Origin of the sequence: Streptococcus varani (genome assembly GCF_001375655.1) — a bacterium.
Taxonomy (GTDB): Bacteria; Bacillota; Bacilli; order Lactobacillales; family Streptococcaceae; genus Streptococcus; species Streptococcus varani.
Map to the genome: position 1 here is coordinate 343,933 of NZ_CTEN01000002.1, position 18,971 is coordinate 362,903.

Genomic DNA, 18,971 nt, shown 5'->3' on the forward strand with positions numbered 1-18,971 from the left:
CAATCTTCTTAACATAGGCATTCATCTCCGAAATATAGGTTCTATAACAATTAGTAAAAGTCAAAATAGATATTCGTTGGTGAAAACTCTCCAAATATCTCAACCATCTCTTTTCTTAAATCAGCTTCATTCTTTAAAAAATCTATATATCTGAAAAAATTAGTTTTATCATCTTCCATCATCTGAATTTTTATAAAACAATAACTCAAAATTTTAATAATTTTTTTATCAATTTCCTCAATTGTAGATTTTGAGGTTCTCTTTAAAATAAATTCTTCAAACTCTTTTTCTTCGAATCCATTTATTATCAATTCATACTGGTATAGCTCATAACGTTTTCTCTCTTCTCCAACATAAAATGGTAACAATAATCCTGGTACTAAAATTAATTCTGAAGAATTTGAGATAAGATTAATTAGTATATTTATATTAACTAATCCTTCTTGACTAAAAAATAACTTGGGTGCTTGATGAAAAATTTCCCTTAATGTAGTCATTCTTACCTCCTTTGGTCTTTAAATAAATACTGTATCTTTAACGGTCTTTATTTTTTATTTTAGTACATCAGAAAGAAATTACCTAGAAAATTTTTCTTATATGTTTTCTCGTCAATTACAGGTTTCACTTTACTTAGAAATATTTAGTAGAAATTTAATCCATTAGCTACTGTAAACACTGTTTTGTTTACTCATAAACTAAATCAAAATTGAATGTGATAGGACCATCCGATTCATTTGTGACCTTAATATTGAAGTCGCTTTTGCTAACAAAAGTGAAAGACAACCAGAATGGTGCTTCAATTATAATACCATCAGAACACACTGAAATATTTGCACTGCAATCTGAAAGAATAATTATGACTAATTTCCTAGAATCATAAAATGTCCACTTTTCAATCTGAGTATCAGCAAGATTGAAATGAAGTTTTTCCCTGATAACATTGCAAGAACTTGATTTCCCAACATTCTGTATCTTCCTCAAATCCTTTTGTTGTTTCTATAAACAAACTAGCCTCATCACCTAGATACCTTGCTCGAAAATCTAAAACCAAGGGTTCCATCGTGTAGACTTCATGTAACTTTGCTAATGTTTTTTGAATATCCATAGTATGCCTCTTTCTTATTTATTCCAAAATGTGTTCTGCTGATGATTGTCAATTTCCGAGATGTTTAATAGCTATGTAGCTTTCTATCAGCTGCATTTTCATTGTCAGCTAACCACCTTCTCGCTTCACGCACCATGAAGAGCCGTTCATCATACTGGGCTACATTATCAAAATAATTTTTCGCAAGTATAACATCATTATTCAAGATACTATTTTTAGCAATAAAGTAATTTTTTTCAATTGTACTCAAAAGACTATCATCTGGTAAAAAATGAACATAATCATTTCCTTGATTCTCAATTATCAAGTCTTCATAACAGTGAATTCTCTTTAGATACAAATCTTTTTTCTTACTTTGAGGCTGGGAAGACAATTGGGAGGCAATATTCATAATTTGACGTTCACCACCCAGTTCTATCCTAATCCTATATGCTAGTAAGTAATAGTCTAGTTTATCTATATTCCCATACTTTTTAGAAGAAAGACTTTCCACCTTAACCTGTTTAAGTATTTGAATACAATACTCATAATGACCAAGGTAATATGAGTATTGAGCTATCCGAAATAGATAGTAATTCTTCAGCGAGGTTTTTTTCCTCAATTTTATTTTGAGGTGTTGAATATAATCTTCATAATCATCTAGTTGACAGGAATATAGTCGGGAACTTATCTTGATTGGTAGATAATACTTAATATATGACAAAGTAGCTACAATAACGGCATAGGGGATTAACACCGAAGCCGCTGGAAATAGCCCAAGTAAGTACAAACAAATTAGCAATAAATTGAACATTGTTGCATTTATTATGAGTATCAGTTTATTTTCATGTTTATAAATATAACTCTTCATACACTACTTTCAAAAAATATTAAATAATCGATTGATGTTCGAGCAAAACTTAGTTGAACATCAATCTAACTACTACTGCATTTCAACTAACCATCTTCTCGCTTCACGCACCATGAAGAGCCGTTCATCATATTTCGATATGACTGTGAAATGATATTCCAAGCTCTCAAAATCATTCGTTAGAAGGCTATTAATACCAGAATAATAGTGACGTACTAAGTTTTCTAATTTTGAATTTCCATTTTTCACAGTTTTAAAATAAGGATTTGGCTTCTTCAAATATATTAAATCGTAAATCGCCAGATTAGTTTGAATTAGGTTATCTTTTTCACCCCACTCGGCAAATTCAGTTATTCTTGAACGAAATGAGTCTAAATCTACATCAGTATTCAAGTGAACTTTACAAAGTAATTTCAAGCAAAGAATATCGACAATCATGTTTGGTCTGAACTTTTTAAAGACATGTTCAAGATGGATTTCATCTAATTTTTTCAATGAAGCTTCAAATTGTCCTTGGAATGCTAAGGATTTTACCAGTAAAAATAAATAATTTGACTTAGCATTCTTCAAAAATGGATTAGATTTGACAACTCTATAACCAGTATTTACAAATGCTATGAATTTTTCAATATTTAGATCATCATTTAAAAGGGATATTATAGCGAAGTCAGTTGCTTTAAGTAGAAATATCGAGACAAAAGCAATCAAAACCATTAACACATACAACATATTTCCCAAAATTGGTTTGTAATCAAAACTTATTGCCAGAATACCAACTATAGATGTTAAAATAACTGCGAAATACATCTCGAAAATCATTAACCAAAAGAACTGCTTATTGGATAATTTCTTTAAATAGTTTATAAGATTCTTCATTTAATCGTCCCTCATTTTATAAGCAATAAAGCAGTTCCATATTTAAGTATTGTAAGTGTCGTTTTAGGATCTTTTCCCACAGTTGCAACGCCGTACACAACACCTCCAACTATGACAAGCGCTCCAATAGGTTTGCCACCCATTGTCCGAGCATCTGCTTGGCCTATCCTTATGTTAAAGACAACTTCTTCTACGGACACTTGAAGAAATGATTCATAATGGGCACTTGCTCAAAAAATTCAAACAAACGTTGGTTGAAGAATATAATAGCCCTGACTACTACATTTTAGCCAGCTTTCTCTTTGCTTCTTGAACAATAAAGAGTTGCGGATTTTCTTTAGAAAGAGTTGTGAACATAGCTTTCGCTTCTTCCATATTGCCTAATAGAACAGCATTTTCAGCCTTATAATATTGATACAACAGTTTCCCAGTTTTTGTTTTCTTTTCTTCCTTATTATTTTTTAAGTAGAGACTAGGTTGTTTGTAATAGATAATATCCAGCATTGCTTTCAAATAGGGTTTATTGGACATAGTTCTCATCATTTCGTGAAAATCAATCCGATCATTACCACCATCTCTCTCCAAAAAAATTGTTGATTGAACGACAAATATTTCTCTATCATCCTCTAATAATCGTCTAACTTTCTTGGACTGTCTTTTCTCACGAAGAGACTGTTCAAAATGTTTTAAAGATTCTTCAAAATCTCCGCGAAAAAACGAAACAACTCCTAGTGCATGAAAAGCAAATGCTTTAATTCCTAATTTACTGTCTACATGCTTTTTCCAATAGGCTTCATACTTATCTAAGTCAATTTTTTCAACTAATATATTCAGCAACACTTTATCAATTTTTTTCGAAAACCAATTATACAACAATATTATTGAGATAACAAACCAACTAAGTATATTTTTAATTTGAAAAGGCATCGTCGAATGATACACCGCTACTGGTGTAATAATAAATAGTACGATATTAATAATCCCTAAAAAATTTCTTGCGAAATAAAGGTTAGAAGCGGATAAATTTGAGATTTTTTCTTCTAGTCTTGTCATTTTTGTACTTTCTAATTCAATCAATCATTAAGCAGATTTTTTATAATGACAACTATGGACACTACTGCACCTCCGATTGATGAAATAGCGCCTGTTCCAGCTGCTATACCTCCAATTGATGAAATAGCACCTGCAACAATTGGTACCCAAATTGGGCTTGTTGCTATTGCACCTACTTGAAGTAAATTCCCTGTCCTAAAACCCACTTGAGTTGTTGTCAAATTAGTAACCCCATTATTATTACTACCAACTTGACTTATGTTATATCCACCAATGATACCATTTGGGAGATCACCATTTAAATTAACTCCATTGCCTATACTAAGAAGGTTACCATTTTGAGTATATGTTGTCATATTATTATAATCTATTCCATCAAATCCTACAGAAGCATTAACCGTATTAGCTACTTTAACACCTTTTACAGAACCGATATTTAATGAACCACTCACTACTAAATTTCCTCCTGACAAACCGATTGTCCCTGAACCACCTGCTATGTTCAGATTCAGAGATGGTTGCCATCCATTGGTAATATTAAGGTTAAATATACCACCTGAAGGTTTTTCTGTAGAATTTGAAGTTTTAACAAAAGTTGAGTACCAACCATTATTAAAAGGTATATCCATACTTGGTGGTTCAATAGTATAACTTCCCATTCCGAATAGAGGAGTAGATTTTTTATTACCAGATTTAGGATCAGATGTCATCCCCAATAATAACATTGCTGCAGAGCCAATACCAGCAATAGATAATAGCTGTGATTTATTTATTGTATTTTTGGCTGGATCCTTGCCTTTCATTGTCTTTGGATCACAGACGTGTTTCTGCGTTTCTTCTAAGGCTTTTGTCCAGTTTCGGTGGATATTTTTCCCTTCTTTGGATTTGGAACTTCCCCAATTGTAGGTAGACTGTCCATTGGCTTGAGCCTGTTGAAGTGCCGTCAAGGGATTGAAGACTAAGGTTTGGCTTTGGTATTGCTGAGCATAGCCATAACTGGTTGACGGGCTATATACGGCCCCATTTGGTCCAAACGCTGAGTAATAGCTAGCTGGTGCACGGTAGCTTGGATTTGTTTGGATTTGCTGGCGAACATAGTTAGCTGCTGTGTAGTAACCGCTACTATCACTTGGATTGTAACGACCAAACATTGAAGGGTCCATCATCGTTTGACTATACCTGCGTTGCTGGCTGGTATTGATCGTAGCACGACCTCCACCACCAACTAAGCCCATCTGCCTATGCCCGCTCGGATCCGTATAGTTGACCGGATTGTTTTGGACATAGCTATAGAGATTTTGACTGAGTGGATCTTGGTCATCCCCTTGATAGGAGTCTTCAGTAAGGAAGGTCCCTACTTTGTTATCATAATACCGTGCCCGCAGATAGTCAAGCCCGGTGATGTCTCTGGCTTCCCCATTGTAGGCAAATGGATTGCCTGTCTGGTCCGTACTTTCCTTGGTTGAACCATAGAGCTGGTAGCTCGAGCTTGCGACACTAGAACCATCCTTGGTCAGACCAGTTACACTACCCGTTACAGAGGTCAGATAGTTGTAGGTCTCCCCTGTCTGGTTGTTGTGGTAGCTTTCTCGACCACGACCATAAGTATAGGTCTCCCGAGCCTGCATCTGGTCATCATAGGTTTCAAGGACTTGGGCATTCTCCTGGTTGACATCGTTGATGTAGTTGCGGACTTCGTAGTAGTTGTAAGTGTCTTCCTTTGTCGTGTATGGAATGAGAACATCCTGCACCTCACTAGCGTAAGTCACGGGGTCTTGGCCTGGGAGATTGTCTTCACTTGGCGGATTGACTACCAGACCTTCCTTGGTGGCTCTGTCCTTGGCGACCTTCTGATGGTAGGCAACAGAGATAGTATCGAAGGTCTCTCTCCAATCATACCCTTGACTGGAACCAAAGCTCGAGAGGAACTGGAGGACATTTTGGGAGAAGCCATACCAGAAGACAGAGTTTTCCTCACCGTTTGGACTTGTCTTCGGTGATTGTTTTTTCTCCTTACGCTTGAAGAGTTGATAGGTGTTGGTCGCTTCTGTCCGACTTGCGGTGAAGACGCGGTTATCATCTCCGTCATAGAGAGCCGCAAAGAGCATGCCTTCCTTGTCCTTGACAGCAAGCAAACGATTTTCCGTATCGTAGATGTAGTCTAAGGTTTCATCTGTACCGGTAGACTGGATGCGGTTGCCATTCTGATCGTAGGTGTAAGACAGGGTTTTGTCGCCAATATTGGCTTGGGTCAGACGGTTATGGGCATCATAAGTAAAGTCTGATTTGGTCTCTTTACCATCTACGACTTCTGTGCTGGTTAACTTATTTCCCGCTAGGTCAAAGGTATACCGATATTCCGCTAATTTCCTTCCGTCAATCTGGTCACTACTGGACTCTTTCTGAGCCTTAACATCCGTATAAACCGTCATATTGGTCAGTTGACCTAGGCTGTCATAACGATAGGCTTGGACTAGCGTTTGACCATCTTGCTTGATGGTTTCCTTGGTGATGAAATTACCATCGTCGTACTCGTAGGCGTAACTTGAGATCTCCTTGTTCTTCTTATCCAGGTGGTGGATAGCCGTCACACGATGACCGGCGTCATAGGTCAGCTCGCTCTTTGAACCATCGCCACGTTTGACAGTGGTCATATCGCCTGCTTCATTGTAAGCGTAGGTAGTGACCTTGCCGTCCTTGTCCGTAACCTTGGTCAAGCGATCCAGCTCGTCATAGCTATACTTGACCTCATTCCCATCAGGGTAGGTCAGTTTTTCAATATTGCCATAATCATCATAGCTGTAGGTGATGAGACTACCATCTCCCTGACGGACACCTGTGATTTGACCTTCTTCATTGTAAGCATAGTTGGTCTTACCCGTTAGGTCACTCATAGAGACCCTGCGACCATCCGCATCATAGGTGTAGAGGACTTGACCTTCTGATTTCTCTGAGTACTTAGTCGTCAGCAACTGATCCAGCTTGTTGTAGTCATAAGAGATGGTCTTACCATCGGCTTTTTTGATTTGAGACAGCTGATTGTTTACGTCATAGGTGTAGGTTTCTGTATCCCCAAGGGCTGTCATGCGTTCGACGATGTTGGACAATTGGTCATACCGGTATTTTGTGACCTGACCATTGCCATTGGTTACAGACGTCATATTTCCAACACTATCATAAGTATAGGTAGCGGTGGACGCTTTTTCACCTGAACCTTTGGTCGCAGTTAACAACTGATCCTCATTGTCATAGGTGAAGGTAGAGAGACGCTGACTACCAGAGGTCACCTGAGTCAGGTTACCATTGCCATCATAAGAGTAGGAAGCGGTCGCTCCTGATCCTGTGGTCACCTTGGTCAAGCGGTCGTCTTTGTCATAGCTATAGAGTGTTGTTTGACCAGCTGTGTCTGTCTCGGCCGTTAAGCGATCCAGAGCATCATAGGTCCTCGTCTGGCTTTGACCAAGTGGATTGACCATCTTTTCTAGGTTACCATTTGGATCATAGGCATAGGTTTCTTCCCGTTTACCATTGATGGTTCGCTTGGTCACCTGTCCGACTGGGTCATAGTCCAGGTTGGTCTGGCGTCCTGTTGGACTAGTAATGGTCTTGAGTTGGTCTAACTTGGTGTATTCCAAGTGGGTCTTTGCACCGCTTGGTGTCGTGACAGAAGCAAGGTTACCAGCCTTGTCGTAAGCGTACTTGGTTTCCAAATCAAGAGCATTTTTCTCACTGAGGAGACGACCTGCCACATCATAAGTATAGCTGGTGCTTCTATCTGATTGGTCGGTTTCTTTGGTCAAGTTACCTGACACATCATAGGTATAGACTTTAGAGAGTCCTTGTGGAGCGCCATGTTTTTCCAATCGTCCCAGTTTATCATAGCCATAGATAAAGACAGCTTTATTTGGAAGCGTCCGCTCTAGAGCACGACCATAAAGGTCATTGGCATAGCTGGTCACATCACCACTTGGATCGGTTTCAGTAGCCAGACTACCTGTCGCATCATAGCTGTAGCTGGTGACACCACCTGTTGGTTTGGTCATGGTGCTGACACGACTCATGGCATCATAGCTATAGCTTGTGGTGTTCCCTTCACCAGAGGTCTGTGTGAGGGTATTGCCTAGGGCATCATAAGTAAAGCTTTGTGTAGCTCCTGTTGGGGCAAGGGTTTCTGTCAAGCGACCAAGTGGGTCATACTTGAGGGCTGTTTCTTTGCCCTTTGGATCCTTGTAGAGGACCAGATGCTGGTTAGCATCATAGCCATAAGTTGAACTATTGCCATTAGCATCTGTCACCTTAGATAGGTTTCCTAAGACATCGTATTCATACGAAATGGCATTACCTTCCGGATCGGTTTCTGTCACCACACGGTTGACTGCGTCATAGCTGTAGCTACTTTCACGATCCAGGTGGTCCACTGTCTTGGTCAGATTGCCATTCTTGTCATAGTGATAGGTCGTAGTATGACCTTCTACATCTGTTTTGGTTGCCAGATTCCCGACTTTATCATAGGTGTAGCTTTCACTACTTCCATCTGGGAAAGTCGTTTTGGTCAGTTGATTGAAACTGTCATAGCTATAAGACGTTACTTGACCTAGGCTATTGGTAGAAGTCAGGCGATTACCTGCCTTGTCATAGCTATAGCTTTCATCTAGGTCTTGATTGTCTTTCGCTGTCAGGATCCGATTGGCCGCATCATAACTGTACTCCGTTACCAAACCGCTTGATTGGGTCTGCTTGATGAGACGGTCTAGAGCATCGTATTCATTGGTAATGGTCGTGCCATCAGGATTGACCACTTGAGTGACTTGGGCTGTGGCACTGTAGCTGATTTGAGTGGTATTGCCATTGGCATCTTCTACAGCGATGGGGTAGCCCAGTTCGTTGTAGCGATATTTGGTTTTCCCACCCAAGGCATCGGTTACCTCAGTCAAGAGCTCCATTTGATTGTAAGCAAAGTGTGTACTATTGCCCAAACCATCGGTGACTTGACTGACTTGGTTTTGACCGTTGTAGAGAGTTGAGGCTGTATAACCCGCTGCATCGGTGACAGAAGAGTGGTTCCCGTTCTTGTCGTACGTCATGCTTGTGGTGTTTCCAAGAGGATCTTTTGTGGACAAGAGGCGACCACCACTGGTGTAGTCATAGCTGGTTTCTTTTCCTTTGGCATCCGTGAAGGTCAAGACATTGCCCATAGCATCATAGCTATAGGAAACGCTGCTTTGGTCTGGATAGGTAATGTTTGTGACATTACCAGCCGCATCATAGGCATAGCTAGTGGTGCGGTCTCCGACTGTTTCGGTCAACTTTTGCCCCAAAGCGTCGTAAGTGTAGCTGACTGTTTGACCTGCTTCATCGGTATAGGAAAGAAGACGACCCAACTTGTCATAGCTAGACTCTGATACGGTTCCGATTGGATAAGCAACCTTGGTCAGATTACCAGATGGGTCATAGCTATTTTGGGTAACTTGACCGAGAGCATCTGTGATGGTAGCGATTTGAGAGAAGCGCTCATCGTAGGTCAGACTGTTAGTCCGTCCACCTTCGTTTGTCCGATGGAGAACACGGCCCAAAGCATCCCGTTCAAAGGTAACGGTTTTGCCAGCCGCATCAGTTTCTGTTAAGAGCCTTCCACGACTATCATAGGTATAAGTTGTCGTATGACCTTCGGCATCTGTCAGAGACAGTTGATTTCCGACGCCATCATAGGTGTAGCTGTACTGGCCACCTTCCCCATTTGAAGCTGCAATCTTACGACCAAAACCATCATAGCTGAAGGTAGAAGTATTGCCGTTTCCTTCGGTCACCCCTGTGACTTGTCCAGCACCATCAAAGTTATAGCTAGTGGAAACACCATCTGGATCGGTTTCGCTAGTCTTGCGACCTTCCGCATCATAGGTATAGCTGGTCACGCCACCACGAGGGTTGGTCACAGAAACCAACTGGTTATGCGCATTATAGGTTAAGGTGGATACGCCACCCAGTGCATTGGTGATCTTAACGAGGTTAGCTCCAGAGTAAGCAAAGCTAGTGGTGTTACCAAGAGCATCGGTGGTTGATAAGATGCGTCCTTCTTTATCCACTGTATAAGTGATGCTCGAACCATCAGATAGACCAGTAGAAAGCAGGTTGCCCTCTTTGTCATAGCTATGGCTAGTGGTATTGCCATCAAAGTCTGTTTCAGATAAGAGATGGTTTTTATCATCGTAGGTATAGGACTTAGCCACCCCATCAAAGCGCGTTTCACTCAGAACATTGCCATTCTCATCGTAAGTGTAGCTAGTCGTTTGCCCCAGTTCGTTGGTTTCACTCGCTAAACGATTGGCATCGTCATAGGTTTTGGACACACTACTCCCATCTGGATAAGCGATAGCGGTTGTTCGGTAGAGTTTATCATAAGTGTAAGTGGTACTATTACCATTGGCATCTGTCGTGATTGTTTGACCATCAGAATAGGCAAGCGTTGATACCGCACCTGAACCATCGGTTTGTTTGGTCACGCGACCTTGGTCATCATAGACATTATCAATGACTTTTGTCCCGTTTCCATCATACCAAGCCGTCATCAACCCTGCATCATCGTATTCATAACGAGTTGGCACTCCAGCAGCATCAGTATAGGTGATCAGGTTGCCATTCTCATCGTATTCATAAGCTACGGTAGAGCCATTTGGCAAGCCGACAGCCCCGATATAGCCCTCTTCATTCATGGTCACATTAAAAGTGAGACCACTTGGAGAGGTGATTTGAGTTAGGATGGCATCTTCATTGTAAGTCAGGCTAGTTTTATTGCCTTTTTCATCTGTCTGACTCGTTAGAAGACCATGGAAGTTAAAGACTTTTTCCTGCTGGTCTGTGTCTGTAATATGGTACTCTTTAACCGCATACTCTTCTTCTCCATCGCCAAAGTCAGCTTTTTTGTTTTCGACCTCTTTAATAGTCAGGTTTAAGTCATAACCTTCTGGAGCCAAGTACTTGTCACCATCTTTTTTGAAGGTTAGGATAGAGCCATCGCTACGAGTATAGTAAAGGTTTCCTTCTTCGTCACGGGTCACTTGTTCATGAAAGGCAAAGGACCATCCACGACCAAAGAGACTATTCATCCCAGCAGCTTTTGAATTGTAAGAACGGACAATTTCGAAATCACCACCTAGTTCAGGAATGGAAACATCTCTACGATCAAGGTAGAAATTTCCTGTATTTAAGTTAATAGGCTCAAATCCAAACTCACAATGGAGGCCACGACCCATCAGTAACATATCAACATCCGACTTCACCGCATCATTTAACTTAGGTGGGTTGTATGGTTTTGTCGCATTTTTCTTTGGATTTCGGATAAAGAGGGTATTGTTCTTGACCAAGAGCATGTCTTGGATACGGTTATCATAGGCAATTTGTTTGAGAGGAACACCGTAATAAGCCGCAATTTTCGGCAAGGTATCGTACTGTGTGACCTTATAAATGACGAAGGTATCGCTGGACTTTTTACCGCTGGTTTGCCCATCTTTTTGGCTCTCCGCATCAATGGTATAGACTTTATTAAATTCTGGTTCTGTAAAAGGAACAATGGTCTGCCAGTTGGATAATTTATCTTTGTACTGAGTCGTCCCTTTTTCAAAAGCCGATATAAAATTGGATGTGTCGGGATATTTATAAGAAAAACTTCCTGGCACCTGACCTGTATACTTTTTCCCAGCATCACTAAGGTTATAAGTGACGGTTGCTCCAGGGGTGGTCAAGCCATCTGCAAAAACACCTTGAAATTGGAGTTTACCAGATTTCTCAGTTTTGACCATATTACGGAGGTTGATTGTGGTATTACCAATGGCATAGTTAACATCTACTGGATCTGGCACCGACCACTGGATGGTAATACTTGGTGCCTTGTCTGGTGTAAACCCACCTTGGGCATTATTTGCAACATTGGCTTCCGTTGTATAGAAACCACCACCATAATCACCTTCATTAGTAGCTTTCACGACCAATCCGTAGTTTGGATAGAGTCCTTGAACCCAACCATTCACTGTCTCTCGAATATCAAAATGATGCATACCTAGTTTTGCAGGACTAAGGGCACTTTCACCAGAAATTTCATCTTCTAAACTGAGTGAAGACAACCAAGTGATGGTTTGAATATTAAAATCTTGTTTGACACGGTAAGCCGCAAAAGTTGCATTGGCTGTCCCCTTACCATCTGAATATTGGTAAAGATTTAGACTAGCACTATCAATCTTAGCCTCTGATGGAATGTTCTTCTTAAAGTCATAATTGACTTTAAAGTACATCCGACTACGACCAATATCAGCAACTCCTGGCATCCCCATATTCTCCGCAGTAACATAGCCTACAAAACCATAGGCACTTCCAAGGAAAGTACCGCGGACAGAACTAGTGACGACATCCAAGAGATTTTCTCTTGGTACCGTAACCGTTGGATCAATCCGAACAGGATAAGCACGATTAGCATCTTTCAGCCAATCTTCACTGGCCACAACTGTTAGCTCATATTTTTTGCCAACCTTATTTAGTTCTAATGTAATGTCTTGGCTTTCAGCTCCTGCAGCATCCACCATAACTGGGGCTGTCAGGACAAAGAGAACCGCATCTTTCCCTTTTTTCTTAACCAAGACTTGATTATTTTCAAGGGTTACATCATAGGAAGCTGCATCCAAACCGTAGGTAAAGCGGTTTTTCCCCTCCCAATTCGCAAGAACAATTTCTTCTTTTACCCCGTTTGCTTGAACGGTATATTGAACGTCCGTTGCACCTTCTACGTTGTTGTAAAGGATAGCATTATCTTGGACAGTTGCATTCTCATACGTTTTATCAATGGGATAGAGAGAAATCTTATCATCTTGATTAAAAACATCAATCGGTCTTTCTTTGTCTACTTGACTTGGCAAAACAACCCCAACCGGTGATTCTTTCGGAAGGTAGTAATGTTCTCCATTGGCATGGTAAGAATAGAGATCCAAATCAACAGGAATCTCTTGCCCATCTTGATTCTTATAGGTTTTGACATCGCTACCGATATAGGTTACAAAACGTGTTTCATCGACCTTGTAGAGCTGTTCTTGTCCACTTTGAGCGACTGGTTCCCCGTACTTCTCACGGAGGGCTGCCTCTTCTGCACTGACACCGCTCTCTGGAAGTTTTGGTTGTTGGATGGCATCTCCTCCATCCTTATCCTTTGCATCTGAAACTTTGGTCTGATCTCTTTGTTCAGGATTATTTTGGTTTTGGTTCCCCACAACCGCTTCTTCCACTTCATCAATGGCATTCTGGTAACGCATTTCATCTTGCGTCGTTTGAATAGCCTTTTGGATTTCCTCGGCATACATGAGCGGACTATTGGTCAAAACAATCGTCAGCAACATCATCCAAGAAAATACTTTTCTTATCTTTTTCATATCTCTCATCCTAAATGTTTTCTTTTTCTTTTATCACAAAATAATAAACGGTTCCTAGTAACAAGAAGCTATCTGTCATAAAGAGCAGAACTTCTGCTAGCTGGGGAGGAAAATACTGAGCACATGGGCAAAGCCTAACATCAGTAATGCCAATAACAGAATGAACTTAAATTCTTTCTGTTTAAAAGAAAGTTCTTTTCCTTGGTAGAAAGTAATCAAACTGTAGAGAGCTGTCATTTTTATGCTAGCTTGTATCAGACTAGATAATACCCAAATAGATGTTTTGGCTATAGAGTATGAAATAGACGTTTTGTCATATAAAAACTGTCCCACAAACCCTATTAAAATCCCAGCTGTGACGGACGCTACAAGTGATATAGCTAGTACTTTGAGAACTCGATTGTTTTGATTGTAGTTCTTTAATAGCCAGCTCAGTAACCGAATAAGTAAAATGATACCTCCTGTCCATAAAATGAATCCAAGTACAGCCAAAAATAGGACGATTTGCCTTTCCTCTGCCCATGGCTTAACAACTCCAACTACGAGAAGTCTTTGTCCCAATCCGAAAGAGAGAAAACCGACCACCAACTCACTGTATCGCCTGCGTTTCTTTATAGCATCCATCTTTATTTACTTCTCCTTATAGCATGTACAACGAATCTTTTTTCATCCGATTGAGCATCACATGTCGATAAAATCAGTAGTTTGTCTTTCTCTATATCAAAGGAAACTTGTCTATAAAAACCATCTTCATTTTTTGCCTGATTTTCAATATGTGTAATGTAATCCTTTACTTTCACCTTCTGCCCAAGCTGATAGGTATAAAATAGGTGATCATCATTAGCTTGGTAAGCTGCGATGATATCATAAGTAAAGTGATTATTGACTGTTTCAATAGTAATGGTTTTAAACTGATCAAAAGTTGACCTATCCGAAAATTTTTCTAAACTTCCAAACATTGAACCATCTTGTATAGCATGGCCATAGATAATAGTTACAAGATCTTCGAAAGTTTTTGTGTTAACTCTCTCTGTAAAAATAGCGCCATAATAGGTTTCCTGGTGCTCCAAATCATGAGATAGATAATAGGTATCATCAGCTGGATGTTGGGCGATTGGATCATCAATATTGGTACCCTCCACTTTTACCCATGCATAAACATCTGGATTGGTATGACTTCTTTTTGCCAGCTCGTTCTTACTACGATTATCCAATTGGCCGTCTTCTACTTTTTTAACTGCATAAAAACTTGCCAGAAGAAAAACCATTAACAATATGAGACCAAATAATTTCCTAAATTTCTTCATATCTCCACCTACTCTAGTAGATTTTTGCTTTGGTAAATTACTATTTTAATTTTACCATATTTTTTAGTTAGAATCTCTAAAATTTTTAAAAATAAGTTACTTTTTGAATAAGAATTCATTTATATATAAAAAAATAGCAGTGCTTTTACACACTGCTAATCGTTGGTAAAACGGATTATCTAGATAAATTATCCTATAGTCCTGTTTTGATTCATTTTCCTGTATTTCCCAGAATGTTTTTTATATCAAGAGTTAGGAAAAATCTATTTAAGCTTATTTTTTAAATTCTCTTCGCAACAGTTGGTAGAATGCTTTCTACTTCAACTTCTGCTTCTTCTAGTTTTTCATGAAGAAGATCTTTATCCACTTGTCCCTCAATTTGAATCTCAATAATGACCATGCCGGGACTGGTTTCAATTTGTACAGTATGAGCAATATTATAACCTTGCTCAGAGATGATTGCAAGGATTTTACTGAGCCTGCCAGCTTCATCTTTGACTTGGCAACGGATACGAACCCCGTCTTCACCATAACCAGAGATATGGAGAAAGGCTTTGAAAACATCCCGATCTGTAATAACACCAGACATGCCACCGCTATCCATAACCGGCAATATCCCCACCTTGTGCTTGAACATGAGATAAACAGCATCTTCCAAGCTAGCAAATTGAGAAACCGTAATGACATCCTTGATCATGACATCTTTTACTTTGGTTTTGTTAAGCAAATAATTCATCTCGTAAATGGAGAGACTGGTAGCCTTAGATGGACTTGCTTCAGCAATCGTCCCTTCCGTTACCAAGCCAACCAACTGATCATTTTCAATAACCGGTAGTCTATGAATATCTTGTGCCCGCATCAAATCAGCTGCGTGTGCAATAGTGGTCTCTGGTGAAATATAAATCACCTTCCGCGTCATAAAATCTCTAACTGCCATAGAACTGCCTCCTCTTTCGATAGTTTCATTATACCATATATTTCTGAAAGTGCTTCCAAAAAATGATGAAAATCCATAAAAATCTTTTATATTTTAGCAATTGTTATAGAAAAAAATATCTCTACTTCCTACTTGAATGCAGAAAGATAGTCTTTAAATTCATAAAAATTTTAGGTAATTTACTGAATAGGAAAATCATTAATACAAGGAACAAACTCAATAACAGTCCAGTAGTGACTGTCCACCCATCATCTTTAATGTTACGAATAGTAATAACAGAGACGAGTAAAATAATAAAAGTTGTAAAGAAATAAATGATAGATCCGACAAGAAATAAAGCTTTAATCCAAAAATGTTTTGTAGGTGATTTCCTAGAAAGATCCTCATAGTTATCCCATGAACTTTCTAGAAAAACAAACCCTAAAAAATCAAATAACAATTCTAATAAGAAGCTCATTGTATCCTCCATATATGTCAAGTTACCTTATTTTATTATAGCACAAAAATGCATGTTTCCCTTGGAAAGCGATGGTATAAATTTTAAGCTACTATATCATAGCATTCTCCTTTCTCAAATTTCTAGAAAGTAAGAAGAAAAGCCCAAATTGGACCTAGTCTCTCTTTCATTTTAGGACTCGTGAAGAAAAGGCCTCCCGCACTTTGATAAGAAGAAAACTGCCTTTCGGCAGTTCCTATTTTCAGCTTAAAATGTGGGGTAACCCAGACTGGGACAAAGCAAAAAAGCCAGTCGGCTTTTTGCTTTTCCTATCCACAGATTGAAACAGCCTATCCCTAGGCTAGGACAAACCACTAACCTCGTTACTGGTTTTCCTATTGCCAACCTAAAACAGTCTCTCGGACTGAGAAAAACTACTAAATACGTTAGTGGTTTGCCTATTTCCAGCTTAAAATGTGGGGTAGCCCAGACTGTGACAAAGCAAAAAAGCCAGTCGGCTTTTTGCTTTTCCTATTTCCAACCTAAAACAGTCTCCCAGACTGTTTTAGCCACCCAGATACGCTTTTCTGACTTCGTCTGATTCGAGGAGTTCTTTTCCTGTTCCTGAGAGGACGATTTTTCCTGTTTCTAGTACGTAGCCACGGTCTGCGATGGAGAGAGCTTTGTTAGCATTTTGTTCAATCAAGAGAACGGTTGTTCCTTGTTTTTGAATGTCTTGGACGATATCAAAGATTTCTTGAATAAAGATTGGAGCAAGTCCCATAGATGGTTCGTCCAAAAGCAAGAGTTTTGGCTTACTCATCAGAGCACGTCCCATGGCCAACATCTGCTGCTCACCACCTGAAAGGGTGGCTGCATCTTGGTTCTTCCGTTCTTCTAGACGTGGGAAACGGTCAAAGACCTTTTTAAGATTCTTTTGATTTTCATCACGGTCTTTATGAAGAAAGGCCCCCATCTCTAAGTTTTCCATCACAGTTAAACCAGAGAAGACATGGCGTCCTTCTGGAACTTGTGAAAGTCCAGAAGCTACAATCTTACGGGCTGGTGCTTTTTGAATTTCTTGACCAAGAAATTCAATCTTCCCAGCACTTGGGCGAACCAAGCCAGAAATCGTACGAAGGATAGAGGTCTTACCAGCCCCATTGGCTCCAATCAGAGAAACGACTTCTCCTTCATGAACTTCAAAAGAAACATTCTTAACGGCTTGGATAACACCGTAATGAACTGATAAATCATCAACTTTTAACATGATGGTCATTAGGCTTCACCTCCAAGATAGGCTTCGATAACACGTTTATTGTTCTTAATCTCTTCAGGAGTTCCATGGGCAATCAAACGGCCATACTCCAAAACGTAGATACGCTCTGTGACTTCCATTACCAAACTCATATCATGCTCAATGAGCATGATGGTAATATTGAATTGTTCCTTGATTTGGCGAATCAACTGGGTCAATTCAGCCGTCTCCTGAGGATTCATCCCTGCAGCAGGCTCATCAAGGAAAAGAATTTTCGGTTCAGTAGCTAGGGCACGAACGATTTCCAACCGGCGTTGTTGCCCGTAAGGAAGATTTTTAGCTAGAGTATCTGCATCTTTTTCCAAGTTAAAAATAGCTAAGAGTTCCATAGCTTTTTCTTTCAAATCCGCTTCACTCTGATAGAATTTTGGCAAACGCAAGAATGAAGACAAGAGATGAGATTTGTGATGATTAGCAAAGCCGACTAATACATTTTCCAAAACAGTCATATCTTTAAAGAGGCGGATATTTTGGAAAGTTCGAGACAAACCTAGGGATGCAATCTTATAAGGAGCCTTGCCGTTCAGCAAATTTCCATCCAGAGTCACGGTTCCCTCACTCGGTTCGTAAACACCTGTCAAGAGGTTGAAAAGAGTTGTTTTACCAGCACCATTGGGGCCAATCAAACCCAGCAATTCACCATCATGTAACTCCATAGTCACATCACCAACAGCCGTCAAACCGCCAAAGTTTTTGGTTAGATTTTTTACATCAAGAAGTGCCATTACTTGCCCTCCTTATTATTTTTCTTAAAGAATGATGAGAAAGTCAATTCCCATGTACCCAAGAGTCCACCCGGACGGAATACCATAACTAGAATAAGAGCTAATGAGTAGATAATCATGCGCAGTTCTGAAAAGCTTTGAAGAAACATGTTAAGGAAGCCTAAAATAATGGCTGCCAAAACCGTTCCTGTAATGGACCCAAGTCCACCCAATACTGCGATAATAAGATAGTCAATTGAACGCATAATGGTGAAATCTTTAGGTACTACTGTCCCGATATAACCAACGTAGAGGGAGCCTGCAATACTGGAAACAATAGCTGCAATAACAAAAACTGTTACTTTGACATTTGTGGTATTGACACCCATTGATTCTGCAGCAATTTCGTTTTCCCGGACGGCAATGACCTGACGTCCAAATGAACTACGTAGGAAATTCAGTAGTAAAATGGTTACTGCAACCACAAAAAGGAAAACAATGATCCAGCTTGTGTAAGGTAAGATACCTGTCAAACCAGCTGCTCCGTTGGTTAAATCACCACCATTGATAATGGCAATACGGATAATCTCTGAAACACCCAAGGTTGCGATTGCCAAGTAGTCTCCCTTAAGACGAAGGGTTGGCAAGCCAACTACCAAGGCAACCAAAGCCGCAACAACACACCCTACAAGGATAGAGATATAGAAGCCAGCATAGGTAGGATTGGCCTTAGTCATAATAGCAGTCGCGTAGGCACCGATTGCCATGAAACCTGCCTGTCCGAGAGAAAATTGACCAGAAAAACCAAGAATCAAGTTGGTCCCCAAGGCCATAATAATGGAAATCCCAATTCCCATCAAGATCTGCACATAATAGAGACCAATCATGCCTGAATTGATCAAGCTAGACAAGACAGCAAAGATAACAAGGACAAGAGCAAGCCAAGCTAGAATCGATTTACTATTTTTCTTCATA

Annotated in this window: 12 protein-coding genes; all 12 read right to left on the reverse strand. The window is 39.8% G+C overall.

The window, feature by feature from the left end:
• Window positions 1–50: 50 nt before the first annotated feature.
• Complete coding sequence (locus BN1356_RS05280; protein ID WP_093650355.1) at window positions 51–497, reverse strand: hypothetical protein; 447 nt, start codon at window positions 495–497, stop codon at window positions 51–53.
• A gap of 407 nt (window positions 498–904) precedes the next feature.
• Window positions 905–1,105 (reverse strand): hypothetical protein, encoded by a 201-nt coding sequence (locus BN1356_RS05285; protein ID WP_093650356.1) that lies wholly within the window; start codon window positions 1,103–1,105, stop codon window positions 905–907.
• 64 nt (window positions 1,106–1,169) lie between these two features.
• Complete coding sequence (locus tag BN1356_RS12610) at window positions 1,170–1,955, reverse strand: hypothetical protein (protein ID WP_093650357.1); 786 nt, start codon at window positions 1,953–1,955, stop codon at window positions 1,170–1,172.
• Window positions 1,956–2,027: 72 nt separating this feature from the next.
• Window positions 2,028–2,831, reverse strand: a complete 804-nt coding sequence (locus BN1356_RS05295; RefSeq protein WP_093650358.1) for a hypothetical protein — start codon at window positions 2,829–2,831, stop codon at window positions 2,028–2,030.
• Between the two features lie 279 nt (window positions 2,832–3,110).
• Window positions 3,111–3,908, reverse strand: a complete 798-nt coding sequence (locus tag BN1356_RS05305) for a hypothetical protein (RefSeq protein WP_176694232.1) — start codon at window positions 3,906–3,908, stop codon at window positions 3,111–3,113.
• A complete protein-coding gene (locus tag BN1356_RS05310; RefSeq protein WP_093650518.1) occupies window positions 3,905–13,294 on the reverse strand; it encodes a DNRLRE domain-containing protein in 9,390 nt (3,129 codons plus the stop codon). The genes BN1356_RS05305 and BN1356_RS05310 overlap by 4 nt, the downstream gene beginning before the upstream one ends.
• 96 nt (window positions 13,295–13,390) lie before the next feature.
• The gene (locus tag BN1356_RS05315; protein ID WP_093650361.1) at window positions 13,391–13,918 is read right to left on the reverse strand and encodes a hypothetical protein; all 528 of its coding nucleotides are present in this window, start codon (window positions 13,916–13,918) and stop codon (window positions 13,391–13,393) included.
• A gap of 2 nt (window positions 13,919–13,920) precedes the next feature.
• Complete coding sequence (locus BN1356_RS05320) at window positions 13,921–14,601, reverse strand: class B sortase (RefSeq protein ID WP_245620304.1); 681 nt, start codon at window positions 14,599–14,601, stop codon at window positions 13,921–13,923.
• 280 nt (window positions 14,602–14,881) lie between these two features.
• Complete coding sequence (locus tag BN1356_RS05325) at window positions 14,882–15,538, reverse strand: CBS domain-containing protein (protein WP_093650362.1); 657 nt, start codon at window positions 15,536–15,538, stop codon at window positions 14,882–14,884.
• Between the two features lie 1,001 nt (window positions 15,539–16,539).
• Entirely contained in the window at window positions 16,540–17,244 is a 705-nt protein-coding gene (locus tag BN1356_RS05335; RefSeq protein ID WP_176694240.1) for an ABC transporter ATP-binding protein, read from the reverse strand.
• A gap of 8 nt (window positions 17,245–17,252) precedes the next feature.
• Window positions 17,253–18,017: an ABC transporter ATP-binding protein gene (locus BN1356_RS05340; RefSeq protein ID WP_093650365.1), complete on the reverse strand. Its 765-nt coding sequence runs from the start codon at window positions 18,015–18,017 to the stop codon at window positions 17,253–17,255.
• Complete coding sequence (locus BN1356_RS05345; RefSeq protein WP_093650366.1) at window positions 18,017–18,970, reverse strand: branched-chain amino acid ABC transporter permease; 954 nt, start codon at window positions 18,968–18,970, stop codon at window positions 18,017–18,019. The genes BN1356_RS05340 and BN1356_RS05345 overlap by 1 nt, the downstream gene beginning before the upstream one ends.
• Window position 18,971: the final 1 nt, after the last annotated feature.

What these genes read in the sequence shown, in the direction of transcription:
- BN1356_RS05320 (WP_245620304.1), bottom strand. Translation starts at nt 14,601, where the DNA reads ATGAAGAAATTTAGGAAATTATTTGGTCTCATATTGTTAATGGTTTTT.
- BN1356_RS05335 (WP_176694240.1), bottom strand. Translation starts at nt 17,244, where the DNA reads ATGTTAAAAGTTGATGATTTATCAGTTCATTACGGTGTTATCCAAGCC.
- BN1356_RS05295 (WP_093650358.1), bottom strand. Translation starts at nt 2,831, where the DNA reads ATGAAGAATCTTATAAACTATTTAAAGAAATTATCCAATAAGCAGTTC.
- BN1356_RS05340 (WP_093650365.1), bottom strand. Translation starts at nt 18,017, where the DNA reads ATGGCACTTCTTGATGTAAAAAATCTAACCAAAAACTTTGGCGGTTTG.
- BN1356_RS05345 (WP_093650366.1), bottom strand. Translation starts at nt 18,970, where the DNA reads ATGAAGAAAAATAGTAAATCGATTCTAGCTTGGCTTGCTCTTGTCCTT.
- BN1356_RS05285 (WP_093650356.1), bottom strand. Translation starts at nt 1,105, where the DNA reads ATGGATATTCAAAAAACATTAGCAAAGTTACATGAAGTCTACACGATG.
- BN1356_RS05315 (WP_093650361.1), bottom strand. Translation starts at nt 13,918, where the DNA reads ATGGATGCTATAAAGAAACGCAGGCGATACAGTGAGTTGGTGGTCGGT.
- BN1356_RS05325 (WP_093650362.1), bottom strand. Translation starts at nt 15,538, where the DNA reads ATGGCAGTTAGAGATTTTATGACGCGGAAGGTGATTTATATTTCACCA.
- BN1356_RS12610 (WP_093650357.1), bottom strand. Translation starts at nt 1,955, where the DNA reads ATGAAGAGTTATATTTATAAACATGAAAATAAACTGATACTCATAATA.
- BN1356_RS05310 (WP_093650518.1), bottom strand. Translation starts at nt 13,294, where the DNA reads ATGAAAAAGATAAGAAAAGTATTTTCTTGGATGATGTTGCTGACGATT.
- BN1356_RS05280 (WP_093650355.1), bottom strand. Translation starts at nt 497, where the DNA reads ATGACTACATTAAGGGAAATTTTTCATCAAGCACCCAAGTTATTTTTT.